Raw genomic sequence first — 16,933 nt, 5'->3', positions numbered from 1 at the left:
TTTAATATAAATATTTTTTTCTAATTTTTATGGAAATGAAGTGCAGATTAAGGTTTGCGCTTTATAGAAAAATTGAAACGAGTGCCTTTTCCCAATTCAGATTTAACCTTTAGGTTACCCCCCAAATTACTCACCAATCTCTTTACGGTAGAAAGGCCAATTCCATTTCCTTTATTACCCGCCCGGTCACTTTTGGCGACTGTAGTAAAAAGTTTAAAAATATCGTCCTCTTTTTCTTTAGGAATACCAATACCATTATCTTTTATACTGAAATAATAAAAATCTGGATTCTGGGAAAATTCAATATCAATAAGAATTTTAGGCTTATCGTTATATTTTAAACTATTGCCTAATAAATTTAAAAATATCTGTTCCAGGGCAGCACGGTTAGAGCTAATAATAGTATTATCTTCAGGTAGGTTGATCACGCAATCTTCGGTAATATTTAAAAGATCTATAATTTCTTCCAGTAGGTGATGCACATCAAACTCTTCGTTATTAGAAGCGGCAATAGTATCGCTTTCGTAATGATCTAAAATACCATTAATGTAACCGCTAAGTCTTAATCCGGCTTGTTTCAGGTTTTTTAGATAACTTAATCCTTCTTCTCCAATTTTTTCTCCAAATTTAGCCTTAAGGATATCGGCAGTAATAATCATATTTGCAAGCGGCATTTTCATATCGTGAGAAACCACACCGGCAAAATTTTTAAGCATGACATTATGCTCGTTAAGTTGCTTTTTAATACTCTCCAGATAATCGTTTTTACGTTTTAACTCTAGAAGAATTTCTACCTGTTTAGCCAGTGATTTTAGTGCATTTTTTTGATCGCTGTCTAATTGATTTGGTTTGGTGTCTATCACGCAAAGTGTGCCTAACACCATATTATTGTAATCCTTTAAAGGCATTCCCGCATAATATATTATGGGGTCTTTCTCAGCAATTACAAATGGATTGTCTTCAAAACGATTGTCTAACCTTGTATCTTTAATTTCCATTAACTCATCAGGCTCTAAAATCGCGTGACTGCAAAAAGAAATATCCCTATCTGAAGTGCATAAATCGGTGCCGTATTTAGATTTAAACCATTGTTCGTGCTCTCCAACCAGGGAAATTAATGAAACCGGTGTTTTACAGATAAAAGAGGCAAGCTGGGTAATATTATCAAATTCCTCTTCGGTAGGAGAGTATAAAATATTTGCTTCCTGAAGCGCTTTTAGTCGTTGTATCTCATTTTCTGGAATTGCAGGACGTAACATAGGAGCAAATTTTAATTAAATCAAATTTAACAAAATTTTCGTAACCTTGTTAAATTTATCCTAATATTTTTCAAATACGCCTAAACCAAATAGAGCGAAGTCATATTTCACAGGATCAGCGGCATCAAGCCTTCTTAGAGCTTTATCTAATTCTGTTAAAGCTTTAGCATCGTTGGCCTTTCGCTTTAAGAGTTTTAATTTCCTGGCTACATTGCCGGAGTGCACATCTAGAGGACAACTTAATTGCGAGGCATCAAGATTCCTCCAAATTCCAAAATCTACGCCGGTATTGTCTTTTCTTACCATCCAACGTAAGTACATATTTATTCTTTTGGCAGCCGAATTCTTTAGAGGATCACTAACGTGTTTTTGCGTGCGAGGTGGATGCGGAATTTCAAAAAATACTTTTTTAAATTCATGAATTGCCGGTTGAAGCGATTTTTCTTCGGCATTTGCAGTAAAAATAGTTTCAATGCCTCCATGATTTTTATAAATATTCTTTAAAGCTGAAATAAAATAAACCAGGTCTATTTCATTAAAAGTTCGGTGAACAAAGCCGCTTAAGGTTTCAAGATCACTTTCTGAATGATTTAAAATGAAATCATACGGACTTTGATCCAGCATTTGCATTAACCGATTTGCATTTTTAAGAATGCTCTTTCGGTTTCCCCAGGCGATTGTGGCGGTGAGAAAACCAGCAATTTCTATATCTTCTTTTTTACTGAATTGATGCGGAATTTGGATAGGATCTGAGTCTATAAATTCAGGTGTATTGTATTGTTCGGCTTTAAAGTCGAGAAAAGATTTGAGTTCGCTCTTTGTCAATTTTACTGAATTTCGTGCTTATCAATTATTTTCCCATCCTGCATGGTGATTTTCCTGTCGGCCATATCGGCGAGTTCCTCATTATGAGTCACAATTACAAAAGTTTGCTGAAATTCGTCTCTTAATTGAAAGAATAAACGGTGCAGGTTTTCGGCAGATTCGGTATCCAAATTTCCTGAAGGTTCATCAGCAAAAATTACTGCAGGATTATTAATTAGTGATCGGGCTACTGCAATACGCTGCTGCTCACCACCACTAAGTTCACCGGGTTTATGATTTGCCCTGTTTTCAAGACCAAGGAAGCCCAGAAGCTCTTTGGCGCGTTTTTCAGCCTTTTCCTTGGGGGTATTGTGAATAAAAGCAGGAATACAGATGTTTTCTAAAGCCGTAAACTCGGGGAGTAGCTGGTGAAACTGAAAAATAAACCCAATATTTTTATTTCTGAATTTGGATAATTCCCGCGAAGAAAGCTTATAAATATCGGTATCGTTTATTTGTAGTGTAGAATCTTTGTTTTTCTCAGGCTTATCTAAAGTCCCTAAAATTTGAAGCAAGGTGGTTTTACCAGCGCCTGAAGCTCCTACAATAGAAACAATTTCGCTTTTTTGAATATGAAGATCGAGACCTTTAAGGACGTGGAGGTCTCCGTAGTATTTATGAATATTTTTAGCTGTAATCATTATCTGGATCAATAATCGAGATTTAAAAGCACCCGGGCTTTTCTCGAAATTAAAATAATATTTCCTTAAAACACCTCGTGCGCTTGCGCTGAGATAATTTTTAAGACTTTTGAAAATTAGCCAAATTAAGGAAAACCCCCAAGTTAAGAATTGAATATGTTTTTAATATGGTTATAGTCCACATAATACACAATACGTAGGCTTAAATTGTGCCTAGCCGGTCTATCAAATAAATTATCCAAACTTTGTTGAAAATCGAGATAACTTAATTCATCCTGATTAAATATGGAATTTCGGTAGAGTAAAATGGCCTCACTGCCGGGCGCAAACTGCCAGCGGTAGCTTAAGTCTAAATTCCAGATATTAAAATTGGCATCAGGATTATAATTTTCTTCTCTATCATAATCTACCGAACTTAAGCTTCCATCAGAATTTAATTTTGAAAATTTTCCTTCTTCAAATTCAGCAACAGACCAAAAATTTCTAAAACTTAAATTTAGCGCCTGTTTTGTGGTAAAATTATAATTCGCCTGAAGCGAGTTTTCAAAGCTTTTCATAGCTCTATTTCCGAAGATAACATTACGGGGCTGCAGTGTTACGAAACTTGGCCGGTTAACTTCATTACTATATTCAAAACCATAGATCACTAAAAACCTATCATTGAATCTAACTCTGGGTTTAAAACTGAAATTAAAACTTTCTCGGGAATTTTCACCAAAAACCTGGTAAGTAGAGCGTATATCTATAGCTAATTTTTTTCGGTAATCTGAAGAAATCCAGGCATTTCCGGTAATATTTGGTTCGTAAGTTACAAAAGTGTTTTCCCGGCGTGGTTCAAAAAAATCTTTAAAAGCTGAATTTACCTCGGCGAAACCTCCAAATGCAAATCGGTCACGAGTCATGGCAAAAATGCTCAAACCCGCACCACTGGCAACATTCATATCAGGCCGATAACGCCGCTGATGATTTCCATATAACTCAATATTATACTGGTTAAAAATCCCGGTAGGTTCAAAGGTTTGATAAGAAGTATTCAGGAAAAAATTGTTATAGTTATTGATGAAACTTATTCCAAGATCATTAATGTCATAAGTTTCATTTGCGAGTTCATGAGACACACCATATCTAAAATTTCCTTTAGTTCGTCTTAAAGAAAATAAAGAAGCAAAGCCGGTTTCATTTTGTCCCTGTAAATTTACATTGCTCATTTTTGCTTCTCCAACTATATTAAAGGAGTTAGATTTATTAAAAACGTCAAATAGAAACCCTGTTACATTTCCATCTCTAAAGTTGCCTTCTCTTGTCACATTGGTATTAATTAAACTAATAGAAGAATTCTTATTAAAACGCTGGTCTAGTACAAGGATGTTATAATTGGCCAGGGGTTCGGTAATTTTCTCCCGGCTTCTTCCGGTAATTGTATCTCTAAAAATTGCCTTGGTTTCTGCGGTAATTGCATTAAAAAAGCCAACACCCAGTCCGCGCTCAGTTCTGCCAGATATTTTTAAAGCATTTAAAAGATCGGTTCTTTCTGGATTTTCCAGGATTTCTTCAGAATCAAGTTTTTCCCGTTGCGCGTCATTAAATCCAATGGGAGCATTTCCCACTCTTCGAGAATAAAAGAGATCGCCTTTGGTAAAAAGTTCAGTTCCTTCAGTAAAAAACGCACGGTTTTCCCCAAAAATCTGTTCGAAAGGGCCTAAGTTAAGTTCTACATTATCAAAATCTGCCTGTCCAAAATCTGGAACTAAGGTCATGTCTAAAGTGAAAGCTTTGCTTATTCCATATTTCACATCCAAACCGGCATTAAAATTACTTTCGGTTTGGCCATTAAATCTATCTGTTTCTGCCGATGTGTAGGGATAAAAACTAAGTCGGGTAGGAGGGTCTATATTTTTAATCCCGGTAAGTAAACCAGTTTGCTGACTCATTTGGCCAATAGCTTTGTTTACATAATTCCAGGTATAGCTTTCATTTCTATGGGAAATTTGCCTTAAAAATTGAATTCCCCATTCCTGTTCCTTTTTTTCCGGAAAACGAAGTGCCGCGTAGGGAATACGAATTTCGGCATACCATCCATTTTCGTCCTGAGAAACTGCAGCTTCCCAAACAATATTAAAACCAAAATCTTCATTATTACCGGTTATTTTTGCATCTGCCCGGGTTCCTGCGGCAGTTACGGCAAACCTAATTTGATTTTCCCCATCGTCATAGGTATTAATATCTATCTGAAAATAATCACTTTGTTCTAAATTATCACGTTGCGTAAACTGCCTTACAATATTCTCTGGTGTCTCGTCTATTAAAAAAGCTGCGATATAAAGTGCCTCGTTATCGTAAGCTAATTTCACCGTAGTTTTATGACTTGAAGGAATTGGATCTCCATCACCGGGATAATACATAACGAACTCGTTGGCTTCAGGAAGGTTTTTCCATATTTCTTCGTCTAAAAATCCATCTATAGTAGGAGCGAATTCAGTTTTTGTTGCTGTATAGTTTTTTCGTGAAAGACTATCTACTTGTGCAATCATCTGATGAGAGAAAATGCAGAATAAGTAAAATAACCAGGTTTTAGGGAGCATTAATTGATGATTTGGATAAAAATAGCCCAAATATATCATAGTTCTCAATGCAGTCAAAGCTTTGATTTAAATTCACGTTAAACTTTATTTATTTTGTTTACTAATACCTTAGATTTGCTAAACAAAATTAATCTATGAATTCAGAAAATTTAGAATTGGCAACTTTAGCAGGAGGTTGTTTTTGGTGTACCGAAGCTGTATTTCAACGTTTAAATGGAGTAGAGCAGGTGCTATCAGGATTTACCGGCGGAAATATAAAAAACCCTGCCTATAGAGAAATAATAACAGGGAGAACTGGTCACGCTGAAGCTATACAAATTAGGTTTAATTCTGAAGTTATAAGCTTTAAAGATCTGTTATATGTGTTTTTTGCAACCCACGATCCAACTACTTTAAATCGCCAGCAAAATGATGTGGGTACGCAATATCGCAGTGCGGTTTTTTATCATTCAGACGCTCAAAAACAAAGTGCCGAAAAAGTGATAGGTGAGTTGGAAGAAAAAGGGATTTTTGACAATAAAATAGTAACCGAGATAAGTGCGGTTAAAGATTTTTATACTGCAGAAAAAGAACATCAGGATTTCTATAACCAGCACCGGCAACAGCCTTATTGCCAGTTTATAATAGATCCAAAAATAAAAAAACTAACTGAAGTTTTTTCAGATAAACTGAAACAAGAAAAAAATGGCTTATAAATTTAAAGAAGAATATAATATTGAAGTTACTGATGGGCTTCAGCAAAATTATAAAGATATCCTTGGCGGTATTGGAGAGGATGTGAGCCGTGAGGGCATAGTGAATACACCGGAACGCGCGGCGAAAGCAATGCAGTTCCTAACGCAAGGCTATAAAATGGATGCTGAAACCATTCTAAACAAAGCCATGTTTAAAGAAAGCTATGATGAAATGGTGGTGGTAAAAGATATCGAGTTGTATTCTCTTTGCGAACACCATATGTTACCATTTTTTGGAAAAGCCCACATTGCATATATTCCCAACGGACATATAGTTGGTTTAAGCAAACTGCCAAGAGTGGTAGATGTTTTCGCACGCAGGTTGCAGGTACAGGAGCGATTAACACATGATATTCTGGAGTGCATTAACAATACTCTTAAACCAAAAGGAGTTGCCGTAGTTATTGAAGCTGTGCATATGTGTATGATGATGAGGGGAGTACAAAAACAAAATAGTGCAACCACAACTTCAGGATTTCGTGGTCAATTTCAAAAAATAGAAACCCGAAATGAATTTCTAAAATTAATTAGCTCAGATCTTAGATAATCGTTTGGCACTTTATTTGCTCTTTTATTACTAAAATCAACTAAGATGAAACTTTTAAAAGATAGATTATTTATAAAAGGCCTCGTGTATGATGCCCTGGGTATGGCTACTATGGCTATTCCCGTTATTGGGCCATTTCTTGATATTATTTGGGCACCATACGCAGCTAAGAAAATGAGTGAAATGTATCCCGGTAAGAAAGGGAAAGTGGCTTCGGTTTTAGTATTTCTAGAAGAGATACTTCCAGGAACCGATATTATTCCAACCTTTACCCTTATGTATTTTTACACTTTCGTTTGGAGTAAGAAAGAACAAGAGCAAGGTCAGGTTATTGAGGTTGAGATTATTGAATAAAAACCGGTATAACTTAAAATATTTGAAACGGGACTTTATTTATAGTCCCGTTTTTTTGTTTCAAATCATTTAGAAACTCTTTAACAGCCAGCTTTCTTTCCTTTTAATTGTTTTATGTAATTTAACTTGAATGTAAAATTTACAAGATGTCAGAGTTTGATACAGATAGGTCAGAATTTTCTAAACCTACCAAAATTCCTTTTTCCGGTTGGAAGAAGATCATATTTATCGTTAAAGACAAAATAGATGAAAACAATTTAGGTATTGTTTCTGCCGGAGTTGCCTTTTACGCTTTTTTAGCGATTTTTCCCGCGGTTATGGCGCTTGTTTCTATTTACGGGTTGGCTGTTAGTCCGGCTCAAATTGAAAGTCAATTAACCCAGCTGGGTTCAATGATTCCAGATGAAGCTTTTGGTATTGTACAGGAGCGCTTAGAAGCGTTTATTTCTACCTCAGGAAATACTCTTGGCTGGGGAATGGCTATAGGTATATTATTTAGTATTTGGAGTGCCAATAAAGGAATGAAATCTCTATTTACCGGTATCGATATTTCCTACGGCACACGAAGTAACCGCGGATTTATCAAACAGAACGCACTTACCTTATTATTCACTTTTGGCTCCATCATCCAGGTGATTTTGAGTATGGGTTTAATCGTTGCCTTTCCTGCTGTGGTAGGAGAATTGGGTTTGCCTCAAGATATAGAAAACTTAATAAGCTGGCTGCGTTGGCCAATTTTAGCCATAATTGTTGGTTTTTTTCTTTGCCTGGTTTATAAATTTGCACCAGAACGCACCAATCCTAAATTAAGATGGGTGATTCCCGGAGCCCTCCTGGCTACCATATTATGGCTTATTGCTTCCTGGTGTTTTTCCTTTTATGTGAGTAATTTTGGAAGTTATGGTGAAGTTTATGGTTCTATAGCAGCAGTGGTTATTATGATGCTATGGCTTTCTATCACTTGTTTTACCGTTCTTTTGGGCGCCCAAGTTAATTCAGCTTCAGAAAGATATGCAAAGAAGATAAATTCCTTTAAATAATTTCAATTAATCATTTTTGCAAGACCGTTAAAACTGTGTTATTTGAAATCTCTTTAACGTAACATAAATAGAAATACTACGATATTTAATTATCTGAAAATTCAGATTATAACCAATAAAAATAGAATTATGGATAATCAAACAGTTGAAAAGGGAATAAAATGGATAAAAAGAGCCGTTATTTTAAAGCTTGGAAAAGCTATCCTTAAAAAACCTGCACAGGCCATAGGAGTCGGTGCCGTTGCTGCAGGAGCCGGCTATGCCGCATATAGTTTTATAAAAAAAAGAAAAAAGAACGATCTTACCCAAATAGATAATATTGAAGATAATAATCACGATGTTGAAGGAGAAAAGAAGATTGTGATCTAACTAATTTCTTGAAGTACTAAATATTTAGACCTCACAGGTTTCAAAAACCTGTGAGGTCTTTTTTTTTAAATCTCTAGTTAAAATAACCATCTCATAGAAACCGAAATATTCCTGCCAATATTAGCAATACCATCAGGTTTTAGTCGAGAAAGGTGGGATATATAATTTTTATTTAAAATGTTGTTTGCACTTACCCCAATTCGCATTTCGGAAGATCTTACTGCAAATTGACCTCCAAATCCAGCGCCTAAAAGTCCGTAGCCGCCGGTGCGCGTTTCAAAAGCACTCACATTATTTTGGTCAAATACATTCTTTAATCTCACAAATGCATATTTGCTGTAGATTTTATTTTCGGGATTATCAAATTCTAATCTAAAAGTATTGGTCAAAGAATTCGCCGGAATTAAAGGTAGATATTCGCCATTATTTCTTTTCCCTGTTACCGTTTCAAAACTGCTTTCTATATGTAGCCAATCTAATGGATGTGGATGAATATGAACGCCAATTTCACCACCATATAGTTCAGCATTGTTTTGAGTATATTCAAAAACAGGATTTTGATCTATTAATTCCCCAGTAGGTTCGAGATAAATATAATTATTTACAGTATTATGAAATCCGTTTACAAAAGCTTCAAAATGTTTATTTCGCCATTCTAAAGATAGATCTACCTGGAAATTTTGTTCATTTTCCAGCGTTTGATCTCCAATTTCATAACGGTTTGTGCCGTGGTGAGAACCGTTAGAAGTTAATTCAGATAAATTTGGTGCTCTAAAACCGGTAGCAAGATTTAACCTGGCACTCAGGTTTTCTGTGATATTGTATTTTGCCCCCAAAGCACCATTAATACTTTTATATGAGTTGTTTACTGCGGCTATTTCTCCTCCTTCGTGCTCGTGACCGTGCTCTTCTTCGGCGTGTTCTTCACCTTCGCGTTCTTCTTCGCCGTGTTCCCCCTCGTGAGGTTCTACAGCTTCACTATCAATTTTGCGGGAGTCAAATCGTAAACCACCCTGGAAATCCCATCTATCAAAATGAACGTGAGTAGTAGCAAATACTCCAAAATCTGTTGTGGTGGCATCTGGAATTAAAATTTCTTCGCCGTAATTAGTATTGGTTTGGTGCATACCCTGAACCCCTAAAATTGTCTCAAACCTTCCTGTTCTTGGCAGGTTATATTTAAGGTTATAATTTAAAGTCTCTAAATGCATTTCTAATGCTGGATGATCTGCACCCTCTCCATCCTCTTCATGATGCTCTTCTTCACCTTCGTGTTCTTCCTCGCCATGTTCCTCTTCATGATGATGCTCTTCAAACTCTTTCCGGTTATTATATTGATACCCCACTTTAAAGTCAAGGCTGGAATTGTTGAGGTATAGCTTATTTTCTAAACTTAAAATATGGTTATCTATCTCCTGGAACGGTAACATTGGCTCTTTATCTGTAGATTGTTCGCCTATTTCTTCCGGAATTCCAATATTAGATTTATTGAAATTATACCTTAAATCGGTTTTGAATTTCGCATCCTGATAACCTATTCCTGCTTTAAAATCGGTTTCATTAAATCGGGTATTGGTCACTCTTTCCCCGTCGCCGGTTTCGTAATCACTATGCGCCGCGTAACTTCCTCGAGCTAGAAATTTTAGTTTTTCGCCAGAAGTTTTAGCCATTACGCTTCCCTGGTAACCCTGGGTATTACTGAAATAATTTACATCAGCTTCAGCATTAGTTGTATTTTCTGAAGCATAGCGTTCAGGATTTAGATAAAGAACGCCGCCAATAGCATCGCTTCCATAGAGTAGGGAAGCAGGGCCTTTTATAACCTCAACACTTTCAATTCCTTTTGAGCTTATTCCCAGCCCATGCTCGTCACCATACTGCTGGTTCTCCAATCGAACTCCCTGGGTGTAAACTAAAACCCGGTTAGAACTCAAACCACGAATTACAGGTTTTCCAATTCCTACCCCGGTAGTTAAACTTTCTACTCCGGCAATTTGAGTAATTCCATCGCTTAAAGTTAGGGCCCCTTTACGGTTTAAATCTGCTACATTTTCACGTTCTACACGCATCACATTCTCACTTTGCAATTGATGAAAAGGAGTAGAGACAATCACTTCTTCCATTTCTATGGCCGATTTCTCTAAAGTGATGTTCAAGGTTGAAGTTTCTGGAAAATCGAGTTCGTTGGAATAAGTAGTAAAACCTACTGATGAAATAAGGACTTTAAATTTTCCATTGGGAATATTTTTAATCGTGAAATTTCCATCCATATCGCTCATATCTCCTTTTCCAAGTTCTGGAAAGTAGACATTGGCGCTAAATACTGGTTCGCCAGTATCAGCATTGGTAATTTGGCCAGAGAAACTGTTCTGGGCCGATATAATTGGGCTCAAAGCTATAAAGAGCAATGAGAAAAGTAAGCTTTTCATAGGAATTCTTTTAAATAATTATACTTCTAACAAACAACGAAATATTAGGCGGCTATAGGTGGACCGCGAAGCTCAAAAGGAAGTTTGTGATAATCATTTAAAAATTGATAAAAATCGAAGAATTGTTTTTTGACTTGTTTTTCTACAAGCGGTTCAAAATTAATAAAGTCCTTTGCAAGGGCTGGACCTTGTTGATAAGAGTGTAATTCACAGTCAAGGCTGGTGGAGTGAAAATGCTTATCGGAATAATTAACACATAATTCATGCCCGTGCCCGCTAAAAATATGCGAGAAACTTATTACCGCTGGAAGCAGAAGTAGAACTCCCAAAAGTAAAGTGAAAATGTGTTTAAAGATCTTCATTCAAATATTTTACTCGATAATCGAGATTTAAATGCTCTTTCCCGAAGATTCGACATTCTTCAAGGAAGTTTGTTCAATAATCGCGCCTGAAAATATTAGGATGCTCTCGTAGGCTTATTTCCAGGTAGTTTACTAAATAAGCGGAATTTAAAGCTGTGAGGTTGTTTACTGAAATAATTTAGCAAAGCCTATTCTACTTAGCATCTTTTTTTCAAATGCCCAGAAAAACTGAAACTGGCCAAAAATCCAACCAAAGCTTACTAATAAAACCTGGTAAATAGGAAAAATGAGGAAGATCCTTGCGCTCCAGTAAACTGCCCAGTGCGAAGAAGCTTCGTAAATTCCCAGAAAATTACATAGTGGGACAGCCAATTTGGCTGAAGTGGATCCCGTAATGGCGAATACGATAAGAATTATAAAAACCTGCCAATTAGAATCAATACCCCAACGTGCTTTTAATTTATTCATGCTGCAAAAATACTAAAAGCGTTGGAGAATTAAAATAATGAGTGTTAAATGCGCGTGGGCACGGAGAATCGCTGATTATAGTGCCTACTGAAAAAGACGAAATAATTGTATAATAAGTAATTTACCTCGTACCCATAATCTATATTAGGTTCGTAATTTATTTGTTGTAAATAAAGATCAGGATTATAAACCTGGGGTTGGGTTACTCGTTGATTGTATTCTGTAACCAACATGCGATTTTTATTTTCTAAGTATTGCTGGGAGTAATAACCTTCTGGTCTCGCAATAGAATTAATAAAAAGGTTGAACCCCGGTTCTATGATAATAATCTCGTATTCCAGGCTATCGTTTGCAATACGAACGGTATCCTCGTTAATTTGAGAATCTCTAAGCCTTCTGTCTTTTGAACTTCCGCAACTGTATATAAATAGCCCCAGTAGTATTATATAAATGAAATTCTTCATCTTAATTTTTCCTCAATATTTGAGAGTTGAATACTCCAGAATTTAACCTGGAATTGTCTCGTTTTCAATATAGAATAAGTTTTTAAAACCTAATTTTGACGCCAGTATTATTTTCCCCCAAGCATACCGCCAAGAAGACTTCCGCCTTTTTTTCCTTTTTTATTACCAAAAACCATTCCTGCAACATCATCTATAACATTTCCATCACCATCGGCATCAAGCAAACTTTCGATTAGAGATTGATCGTGAGAAGCATTAGACCCCAATACAGAACCTAAAAGACTAGATAAACCTGAGGCATCCACATTATCCTTTCTTTTTTGTTGACCTAATAACCCCATTATAACGGGTGCTGCCATTTCGAGAATATTGTTAACTGAAGCTTCATCTATATTTAGAGCTCCAGCTATGGTTTTGCTTACTCCGCTTTGTTTCGCTCCCAAAACGTGATTTAAAATCTTACTGCCTTCGTCAGAAAGTTCCTCAGGATTTTTATCCCCTAGTTTATTTAAAATTTCTCCATTATGTTTATCGCTTTGCAGTGCTTTATCCAAATTTTCTGCACCCTTGGGATCGTTTGCATTTCGCTTCATCGCCCCAAGAATTAGCGGTAAGGCCATTCCCAGCACAGAAGTTACTTTGCTTTTATCTTCAGAAGTTTTAGCACTTGCTTTATCTACCAGTTGCTCTCCGGTTTGTGTGTTTAGTAAATCTAATATAGAAGCCATGGGTAATATTTTTTGAAAAATGAATTTACGGCTTTTAATCATTAACGGGCGTTAAAGCTTTATTATAATCTACTCGTTAATCTAGATTAGATTGAATATTCACTCCTTAACCTTCCGGGTTACCTCGAAAATTAAACATTGCTCAATTGAGCTTACTTTGCGGTAGATTACTTTTTAAAATGCGAAATAATTTGTTTTGAGAGTTCCAAACCTATGCGTTCCTGGGCCTCTAAAGTTGAAGCACCAATATGCGGACTTAGAGAAAGCTTCTCGTTCATCAATAATTTGATAGCCGGTCTTGGCTCGGCTTCAAAAGTATCTAAGCCGGCAAAAGCAACTTTGCCATCTTCAATGGCTTCCAGAAGTGCAACTTCATCTATTACCCCTCCACGGGCGGCATTAATGATTCCCACACCAGGCTTCATTGCAGCTAATTCTTTTTTTCCTATTAGAGATTTAGTTTGCGCAGGCACGTGTAAGGTGATAAAATCTGAATGTTTTATTAGCTCTTCTACCGGTTCGGTTTTTATAGGTATTTCTATACTTTGATGATTATAAAATTCCAGCGTAATTTTCACTTCTCCTTCTTCCTTATCGCTGGCAATTACCTTCATCCCAAGACCCAAAGCAATTTTAGCGACTTCACGGCCTATGCGTCCAAAACCAATAATTCCTAAAGTTTTGCCCCGAAGTTCAGTTCCTGCGGAATAGGATTTTTTCAGTTCTTTAAATCGGGATTCTCCTTCTAAAGGCATGTTTCTATTTGCATCGAATAATTTTCTAACTCCGCTGAAAAGATGTGCAAACACCAATTCGGCAACAGAGCTTGAAGCAGCCTGGGGTGTATTAATTACCTTAATTCCTTTATTTTCGGCATATTCCACTGCAATATTGTCTAAACCAACTCCGCCACGACCAATTAATTTCAGGTCTTTGCAGGCATCAATTATCGCCTTGTCCACTTTAGTTGCACTTCTAACCAGTAAAACCTGAATTCCTTTAGAATTTATAAAATCTGCCAGTTGTTCCTGGGCTACTTTAGTGCTATTTACTTCAAAACCTGCCTGCTCCAATTCTTCTACTCCGGCTTTTGCAAGTCCGTCGTTAGCAAGAATTTTTATTTTTTCAGGTTGGGTTGAGGATGTGGGTTTATTAAAAAAATCTTCAGGCTTCATTTGTTTATAATTTTATCCCTGGGTAGGGAATTTGAGACAGGAGTTTACTTATTCCTGTCTGTTGCTAATTTTTCCGTTCAGCTTTATGCTGAAATTATTTATGCGATCTTAATTAAGATTGTTGCTCCAATTGCTGCATTGCCTTAACCAGAACTTTTACACTTTCCAGGCCAAGTGCATTATACATAGAGGCACGATAACCACCAACGCTTCTGTGACCATTAAGTCCGTTTATGCCGGCTTCTTTCCAAAGTTTGTCAAAAGCATCTTTTTTGCTTTCATCGGTAAGGTTGAAAGTGGCATTCATAGCTGAACGATCTTCAACTTCAGCGAAACCTTCAAAAATCGGATTTCTATCTATTTCATTATAAAGTAAGTCGGCCTTTTCATTGTTTCGTTTTTCCATCGCCTTTATTCCGCCGTTGTTTTTAATCCATCTCAGGGTTAATAATGAAACGAAAACAGCGTAAACTGCTGGAGTGTTAAACATGCTGTCTTTTTCCAAGTGCACTTTATAACTTAGCATGGAAGGTATTTCACGCTCAACTTTTCCTAAGATATCCTCTTTGATTACCACCAGAGTAGTACCTGCAGGCCCCATATTTTTCTGTGCACCCGCATAAATAAGGTCAAATTTTGAAAAATCTAATTCCCGGGAGAAAATATCGCTGCTCATATCGCAAACAAGCGGCGCATCAACTTCAGGGAAATCTTTAATTTGAGTTCCGAAAATCGTGTTATTGCTGGTGCAGTGGAAATAATCTATATCAGAAGGAATTTTATAATTCTTCGGGATATAATTGAAGTTTTTATCTTTAGAAGAAGCTACTTCACTTACCTCTCCAAAAAGTTTAGCTTCTTTGATTGCTTTAGACGACCAGGTTCCTGTATTGAGATAAGCCGCTTTATTATTTAATAAATTATAAGCGGTCATTAAAAATTGCATACTTGCACCTCCTTGCAAAAACAGGGCTTTATAGCCTTTATTTTGAAGTCCTAAAAGCTCAAGAGACAGGTTTCTGGCTTCTTCCATCACCTCTACAAAGGCAGCGCTACGATGCGAAATTTCCATGATAGATAATCCTGAATCCTGGTAATCTAAAATACCCTGGGCGGCCTCTTTAAAGACTTCCTGTGGTAAAATACAGGGGCCGGCACTAAAATTATGTTTTTTCATAGTTGGTTTATAACTGTGGTTAATCTATTATATAAAACTTGTAAATCAATTTCTCGTAATCATAAAAAATAACCCATTCAATGCTTAGGCTACTAGAGGTTCCTTATATAAATTTCTTCTAAAAATTTTAAAGTATCTACACCATCGGCATAGTCCCATAATTCTGGTTGTTGGGTTTTTCCGAAATCAACTTCAGCATCAATTCCTACAACGCATTGCAGGTTTTTTTTATTTTGCTGAAGTGTCTCATTTAATGATTTTTCATCTTCATATTCCTCGTAAAATAACGTAGCGATAGGGGAGCCGAAACTTTCGTCATTTTTCAGAATAAGGAATCCGTTTTCTAATAATTTGAATTCGCTCATTAAATACACCGCTTTGTTATAATCGTAATTATTAGCATATTTAGCTGAATTCATTAAAGTATTCCACGGAAATATCGCTTTGAAAAAATTATCAAAATCATAATCCTTAGGAACGTAAAGTTTTGAAACATTACGGCAACCCAAACCAAAGTACCTAAAAATATCTTCGCCTAAAGCTTTTAATTGTTCGGTATTTTCTTCGCCAGTTAGAATGGCGACAGAGTTTCGGTTTTTTCTTATAATATTCGGTTTTCCTTTAAAATAATATTCAAAATAGCGGGCTGTGTTGTTGCTTCCTGTGGCAATTACGGCATCAAAATCCTTAAGTCTGTCTTCAGTAAATTTAATTCGGTTTTCAAAATCTGGAGCTATATCCATTAAAAACCCTGCAATTACGGGTAATAACTGTTTATCGTTTGTAGATTGCTTTACTAATACTTTATGACCTGAAATTAGAACCGAAAGAAAATCGTGAAAACCTACCAGCGGGATATTTCCTGCCATTATTATAGCGACCGTTTTCGGAGAATTATTTTCTAAGGAATATGCATTTAACCACTTATCTAAATTCTCTTTAGTTAGCGCTTTACTCCATTGCTGAAGCGAAAAAATTACGTTTTCACGCGTAAACCAACCATTATAATGTATTGAATAGTCAATTTTATGATTTAATTCATTAAAAAATACTTCATTTTGGGGCGATTCTTTTATTAAATTATTATTGTTTACCCCAAATTGCCCAAGGAATTTTCCCAGTTGTATAAAATGTGATTTTCTTTCTTCGATTGTCATTTCCTTATTTGGTTATGATAGCCAATGGCTTTAAATTTGTAATGCGAAATTAAAACTTAAGCCGGCAAACTCCTAAAAAAGCATTGGAAATACCCGTTAAGTTTTAACTAAATTAAATTACAAAGAGAAAAGCTATGGCAATTGTTATAACCGATGAATGTATAAACTGCGGAGCCTGCGAGCCCGAGTGCCCAAATACAGCGATTTACGAAGGTGCAGATGATTGGCGTTATGCCGATGGAACCGATTTGGAAGGCAATGTTGTCCTGCCAAATGGAAAAGAAGCCGATGCAAACGAGGCACAAGAACCTATTAGTGATGAAATCTATTATATAGTTCCTGATAAATGCACAGAATGTAAAGGGTTTCACGAAGAACCACAGTGCGCTGCGGTTTGTCCAGTAGATTGTTGCGTACCAGATGATGAGCACGTAGAAACTGAAGAAGAACTACTCGGTAAGCAGAAATTTATGCACGAAGACGAGTAAAATTTATTTTTCTGAATTAAATCTATAAAGATCCTGTTTCTATTGAAACGGGATCTTTTGTTTTACTCGATAATCGAGATTAAAATTTTCTGAAG

General features: G+C 36.2%; 18 protein-coding genes. 6 read left to right on the top strand and 12 right to left on the bottom strand.

The window, feature by feature from the left end:
* Positions 1–47: 47 nt before the first annotated feature.
* The 4 genes from FG27_RS00415 to FG27_RS00400 all read right to left on the bottom strand — a co-directional run bounded on the left by FG27_RS00415 (position 48) and on the right by FG27_RS00400 (position 5,346).
* Entirely contained in the window at positions 48–1,259 is a 1,212-nt protein-coding gene (locus FG27_RS00415; RefSeq protein WP_037314099.1) for an ATP-binding protein, read from the bottom strand.
* 60 nt (positions 1,260–1,319) lie between these two features.
* Entirely contained in the window at positions 1,320–2,084 is a 765-nt protein-coding gene (locus FG27_RS00410) for a TIGR02757 family protein (RefSeq protein ID WP_037314097.1), read from the bottom strand.
* Between the two features lie 2 nt (positions 2,085–2,086).
* A complete protein-coding gene (locus FG27_RS00405; RefSeq protein WP_037314095.1) occupies positions 2,087–2,764 on the bottom strand; it encodes an ABC transporter ATP-binding protein in 678 nt (225 codons plus the stop codon).
* A gap of 143 nt (positions 2,765–2,907) precedes the next feature.
* Entirely contained in the window at positions 2,908–5,346 is a 2,439-nt protein-coding gene (locus tag FG27_RS00400) for a DUF5916 domain-containing protein (protein ID WP_037321854.1), read from the bottom strand.
* Positions 5,347–5,480: 134 nt separating this feature from the next.
* On the opposite strand from FG27_RS00400, the gene msrA reads away from it, so the two are divergent.
* The 5 genes from msrA to FG27_RS00375 all read left to right on the top strand — a co-directional run bounded on the left by msrA (position 5,481) and on the right by FG27_RS00375 (position 8,390).
* A complete protein-coding gene (gene msrA, locus FG27_RS00395; protein WP_037314092.1) occupies positions 5,481–6,041 on the top strand; it encodes a peptide-methionine (S)-S-oxide reductase MsrA in 561 nt (186 codons plus the stop codon).
* A complete protein-coding gene (gene folE, locus FG27_RS00390) occupies positions 6,031–6,627 on the top strand; it encodes a GTP cyclohydrolase I FolE (protein ID WP_037314089.1) in 597 nt (198 codons plus the stop codon). The genes msrA and folE overlap by 11 nt, the downstream gene beginning before the upstream one ends.
* Positions 6,628–6,672: 45 nt before the next feature.
* A complete protein-coding gene (locus tag FG27_RS00385) occupies positions 6,673–6,981 on the top strand; it encodes a hypothetical protein (RefSeq protein WP_037314088.1) in 309 nt (102 codons plus the stop codon).
* A 146-nt stretch (positions 6,982–7,127) separates the two neighbouring features.
* Entirely contained in the window at positions 7,128–8,021 is an 894-nt protein-coding gene (locus FG27_RS00380) for a YihY/virulence factor BrkB family protein (protein ID WP_037314087.1), read from the top strand.
* A 129-nt stretch (positions 8,022–8,150) separates the two neighbouring features.
* Entirely contained in the window at positions 8,151–8,390 is a 240-nt protein-coding gene (locus FG27_RS00375; RefSeq protein ID WP_037314084.1) for a hypothetical protein, read from the top strand.
* Positions 8,391–8,467: 77 nt separating this feature from the next.
* Here FG27_RS00375 and FG27_RS00370 read toward each other — a convergent pair whose 3' ends face one another.
* The 8 genes from FG27_RS00370 to FG27_RS00335 form a co-directional block, all read right to left on the bottom strand.
* A complete protein-coding gene (locus FG27_RS00370; RefSeq protein ID WP_037314078.1) occupies positions 8,468–10,819 on the bottom strand; it encodes a TonB-dependent receptor in 2,352 nt (783 codons plus the stop codon).
* Positions 10,820–10,863: 44 nt separating this feature from the next.
* Positions 10,864–11,181 carry a hypothetical protein gene (locus FG27_RS00365; RefSeq protein ID WP_051935713.1) on the bottom strand — a complete coding sequence of 106 codons (318 nt, stop codon included), beginning with the start codon at positions 11,179–11,181 and terminating at the stop codon, positions 10,864–10,866.
* A gap of 165 nt (positions 11,182–11,346) precedes the next feature.
* Positions 11,347–11,649, bottom strand: a complete 303-nt coding sequence (locus FG27_RS00360) for a DUF6787 family protein (protein WP_037314075.1) — start codon at positions 11,647–11,649, stop codon at positions 11,347–11,349.
* 44 nt (positions 11,650–11,693) lie between these two features.
* Complete coding sequence (locus tag FG27_RS00355; RefSeq protein ID WP_037314070.1) at positions 11,694–12,113, bottom strand: DUF6146 family protein; 420 nt, start codon at positions 12,111–12,113, stop codon at positions 11,694–11,696.
* Positions 12,114–12,220: 107 nt separating this feature from the next.
* Positions 12,221–12,841 carry a DUF937 domain-containing protein gene (locus tag FG27_RS00350; protein ID WP_037321851.1) on the bottom strand — a complete coding sequence of 207 codons (621 nt, stop codon included), beginning with the start codon at positions 12,839–12,841 and terminating at the stop codon, positions 12,221–12,223.
* A gap of 167 nt (positions 12,842–13,008) precedes the next feature.
* Positions 13,009–13,962 carry a D-2-hydroxyacid dehydrogenase gene (locus tag FG27_RS00345; RefSeq protein WP_037321850.1) on the bottom strand — a complete coding sequence of 318 codons (954 nt, stop codon included), beginning with the start codon at positions 13,960–13,962 and terminating at the stop codon, positions 13,009–13,011.
* 166 nt (positions 13,963–14,128) lie between these two features.
* Positions 14,129–15,193: a 3-phosphoserine/phosphohydroxythreonine transaminase gene (gene serC, locus FG27_RS00340; protein WP_037314067.1), complete on the bottom strand. Its 1,065-nt coding sequence runs from the start codon at positions 15,191–15,193 to the stop codon at positions 14,129–14,131.
* Positions 15,194–15,285: 92 nt separating this feature from the next.
* Positions 15,286–16,350, bottom strand: coding sequence for an acyl-CoA reductase (locus tag FG27_RS00335; RefSeq protein WP_037314064.1), 1,065 nt, complete (start codon positions 16,348–16,350; stop codon positions 15,286–15,288).
* A 134-nt stretch (positions 16,351–16,484) separates the two neighbouring features.
* Between FG27_RS00335 and FG27_RS00330 the strand changes: the two genes are divergently transcribed.
* Positions 16,485–16,838, top strand: coding sequence for a 4Fe-4S dicluster domain-containing protein (locus tag FG27_RS00330; protein WP_037314062.1), 354 nt, complete (start codon positions 16,485–16,487; stop codon positions 16,836–16,838).
* The last annotated feature ends 95 nt before the right edge of the window (positions 16,839–16,933 follow it).

The organism is Salegentibacter sp. Hel_I_6, from assembly GCF_000745315.1.
GTDB lineage: Bacteria > Bacteroidota > Bacteroidia > Flavobacteriales > Flavobacteriaceae > Salegentibacter.
The sequence above is the reverse complement of the archived record's forward strand: the minus strand, read 5'-3'. Positions and strand labels throughout refer to the sequence as shown.

Bases quoted from the DNA above. Each gene is read 5' to 3' on its own strand.
- FG27_RS00415 (WP_037314099.1), bottom strand. From the start codon at position 1,259: ATGTTACGTCCTGCAATTCCAGAAAATGAGATACAACGACTAAAAGCG.
- FG27_RS00405 (WP_037314095.1), bottom strand. From the start codon at position 2,764: ATGATTACAGCTAAAAATATTCATAAATACTACGGAGACCTCCACGTC.
- FG27_RS00400 (WP_037321854.1), bottom strand. From the start codon at position 5,346: ATGCTCCCTAAAACCTGGTTATTTTACTTATTCTGCATTTTCTCTCAT.
- msrA (WP_037314092.1), top strand. From the start codon at position 5,481: ATGAATTCAGAAAATTTAGAATTGGCAACTTTAGCAGGAGGTTGTTTT.
- folE (WP_037314089.1), top strand. From the start codon at position 6,031: ATGGCTTATAAATTTAAAGAAGAATATAATATTGAAGTTACTGATGGG.
- FG27_RS00385 (WP_037314088.1), top strand. From the start codon at position 6,673: ATGAAACTTTTAAAAGATAGATTATTTATAAAAGGCCTCGTGTATGAT.
- FG27_RS00380 (WP_037314087.1), top strand. From the start codon at position 7,128: ATGTCAGAGTTTGATACAGATAGGTCAGAATTTTCTAAACCTACCAAA.
- FG27_RS00375 (WP_037314084.1), top strand. From the start codon at position 8,151: ATGGATAATCAAACAGTTGAAAAGGGAATAAAATGGATAAAAAGAGCC.
- FG27_RS00370 (WP_037314078.1), bottom strand. From the start codon at position 10,819: ATGAAAAGCTTACTTTTCTCATTGCTCTTTATAGCTTTGAGCCCAATT.
- FG27_RS00365 (WP_051935713.1), bottom strand. From the start codon at position 11,181: ATGAAGATCTTTAAACACATTTTCACTTTACTTTTGGGAGTTCTACTT.
- FG27_RS00360 (WP_037314075.1), bottom strand. From the start codon at position 11,649: ATGAATAAATTAAAAGCACGTTGGGGTATTGATTCTAATTGGCAGGTT.
- FG27_RS00355 (WP_037314070.1), bottom strand. From the start codon at position 12,113: ATGAAGAATTTCATTTATATAATACTACTGGGGCTATTTATATACAGT.
- FG27_RS00350 (WP_037321851.1), bottom strand. From the start codon at position 12,841: ATGGCTTCTATATTAGATTTACTAAACACACAAACCGGAGAGCAACTG.
- serC (WP_037314067.1), bottom strand. From the start codon at position 15,193: ATGAAAAAACATAATTTTAGTGCCGGCCCCTGTATTTTACCACAGGAA.
- FG27_RS00335 (WP_037314064.1), bottom strand. From the start codon at position 16,350: ATGACAATCGAAGAAAGAAAATCACATTTTATACAACTGGGAAAATTC.
- FG27_RS00330 (WP_037314062.1), top strand. From the start codon at position 16,485: ATGGCAATTGTTATAACCGATGAATGTATAAACTGCGGAGCCTGCGAG.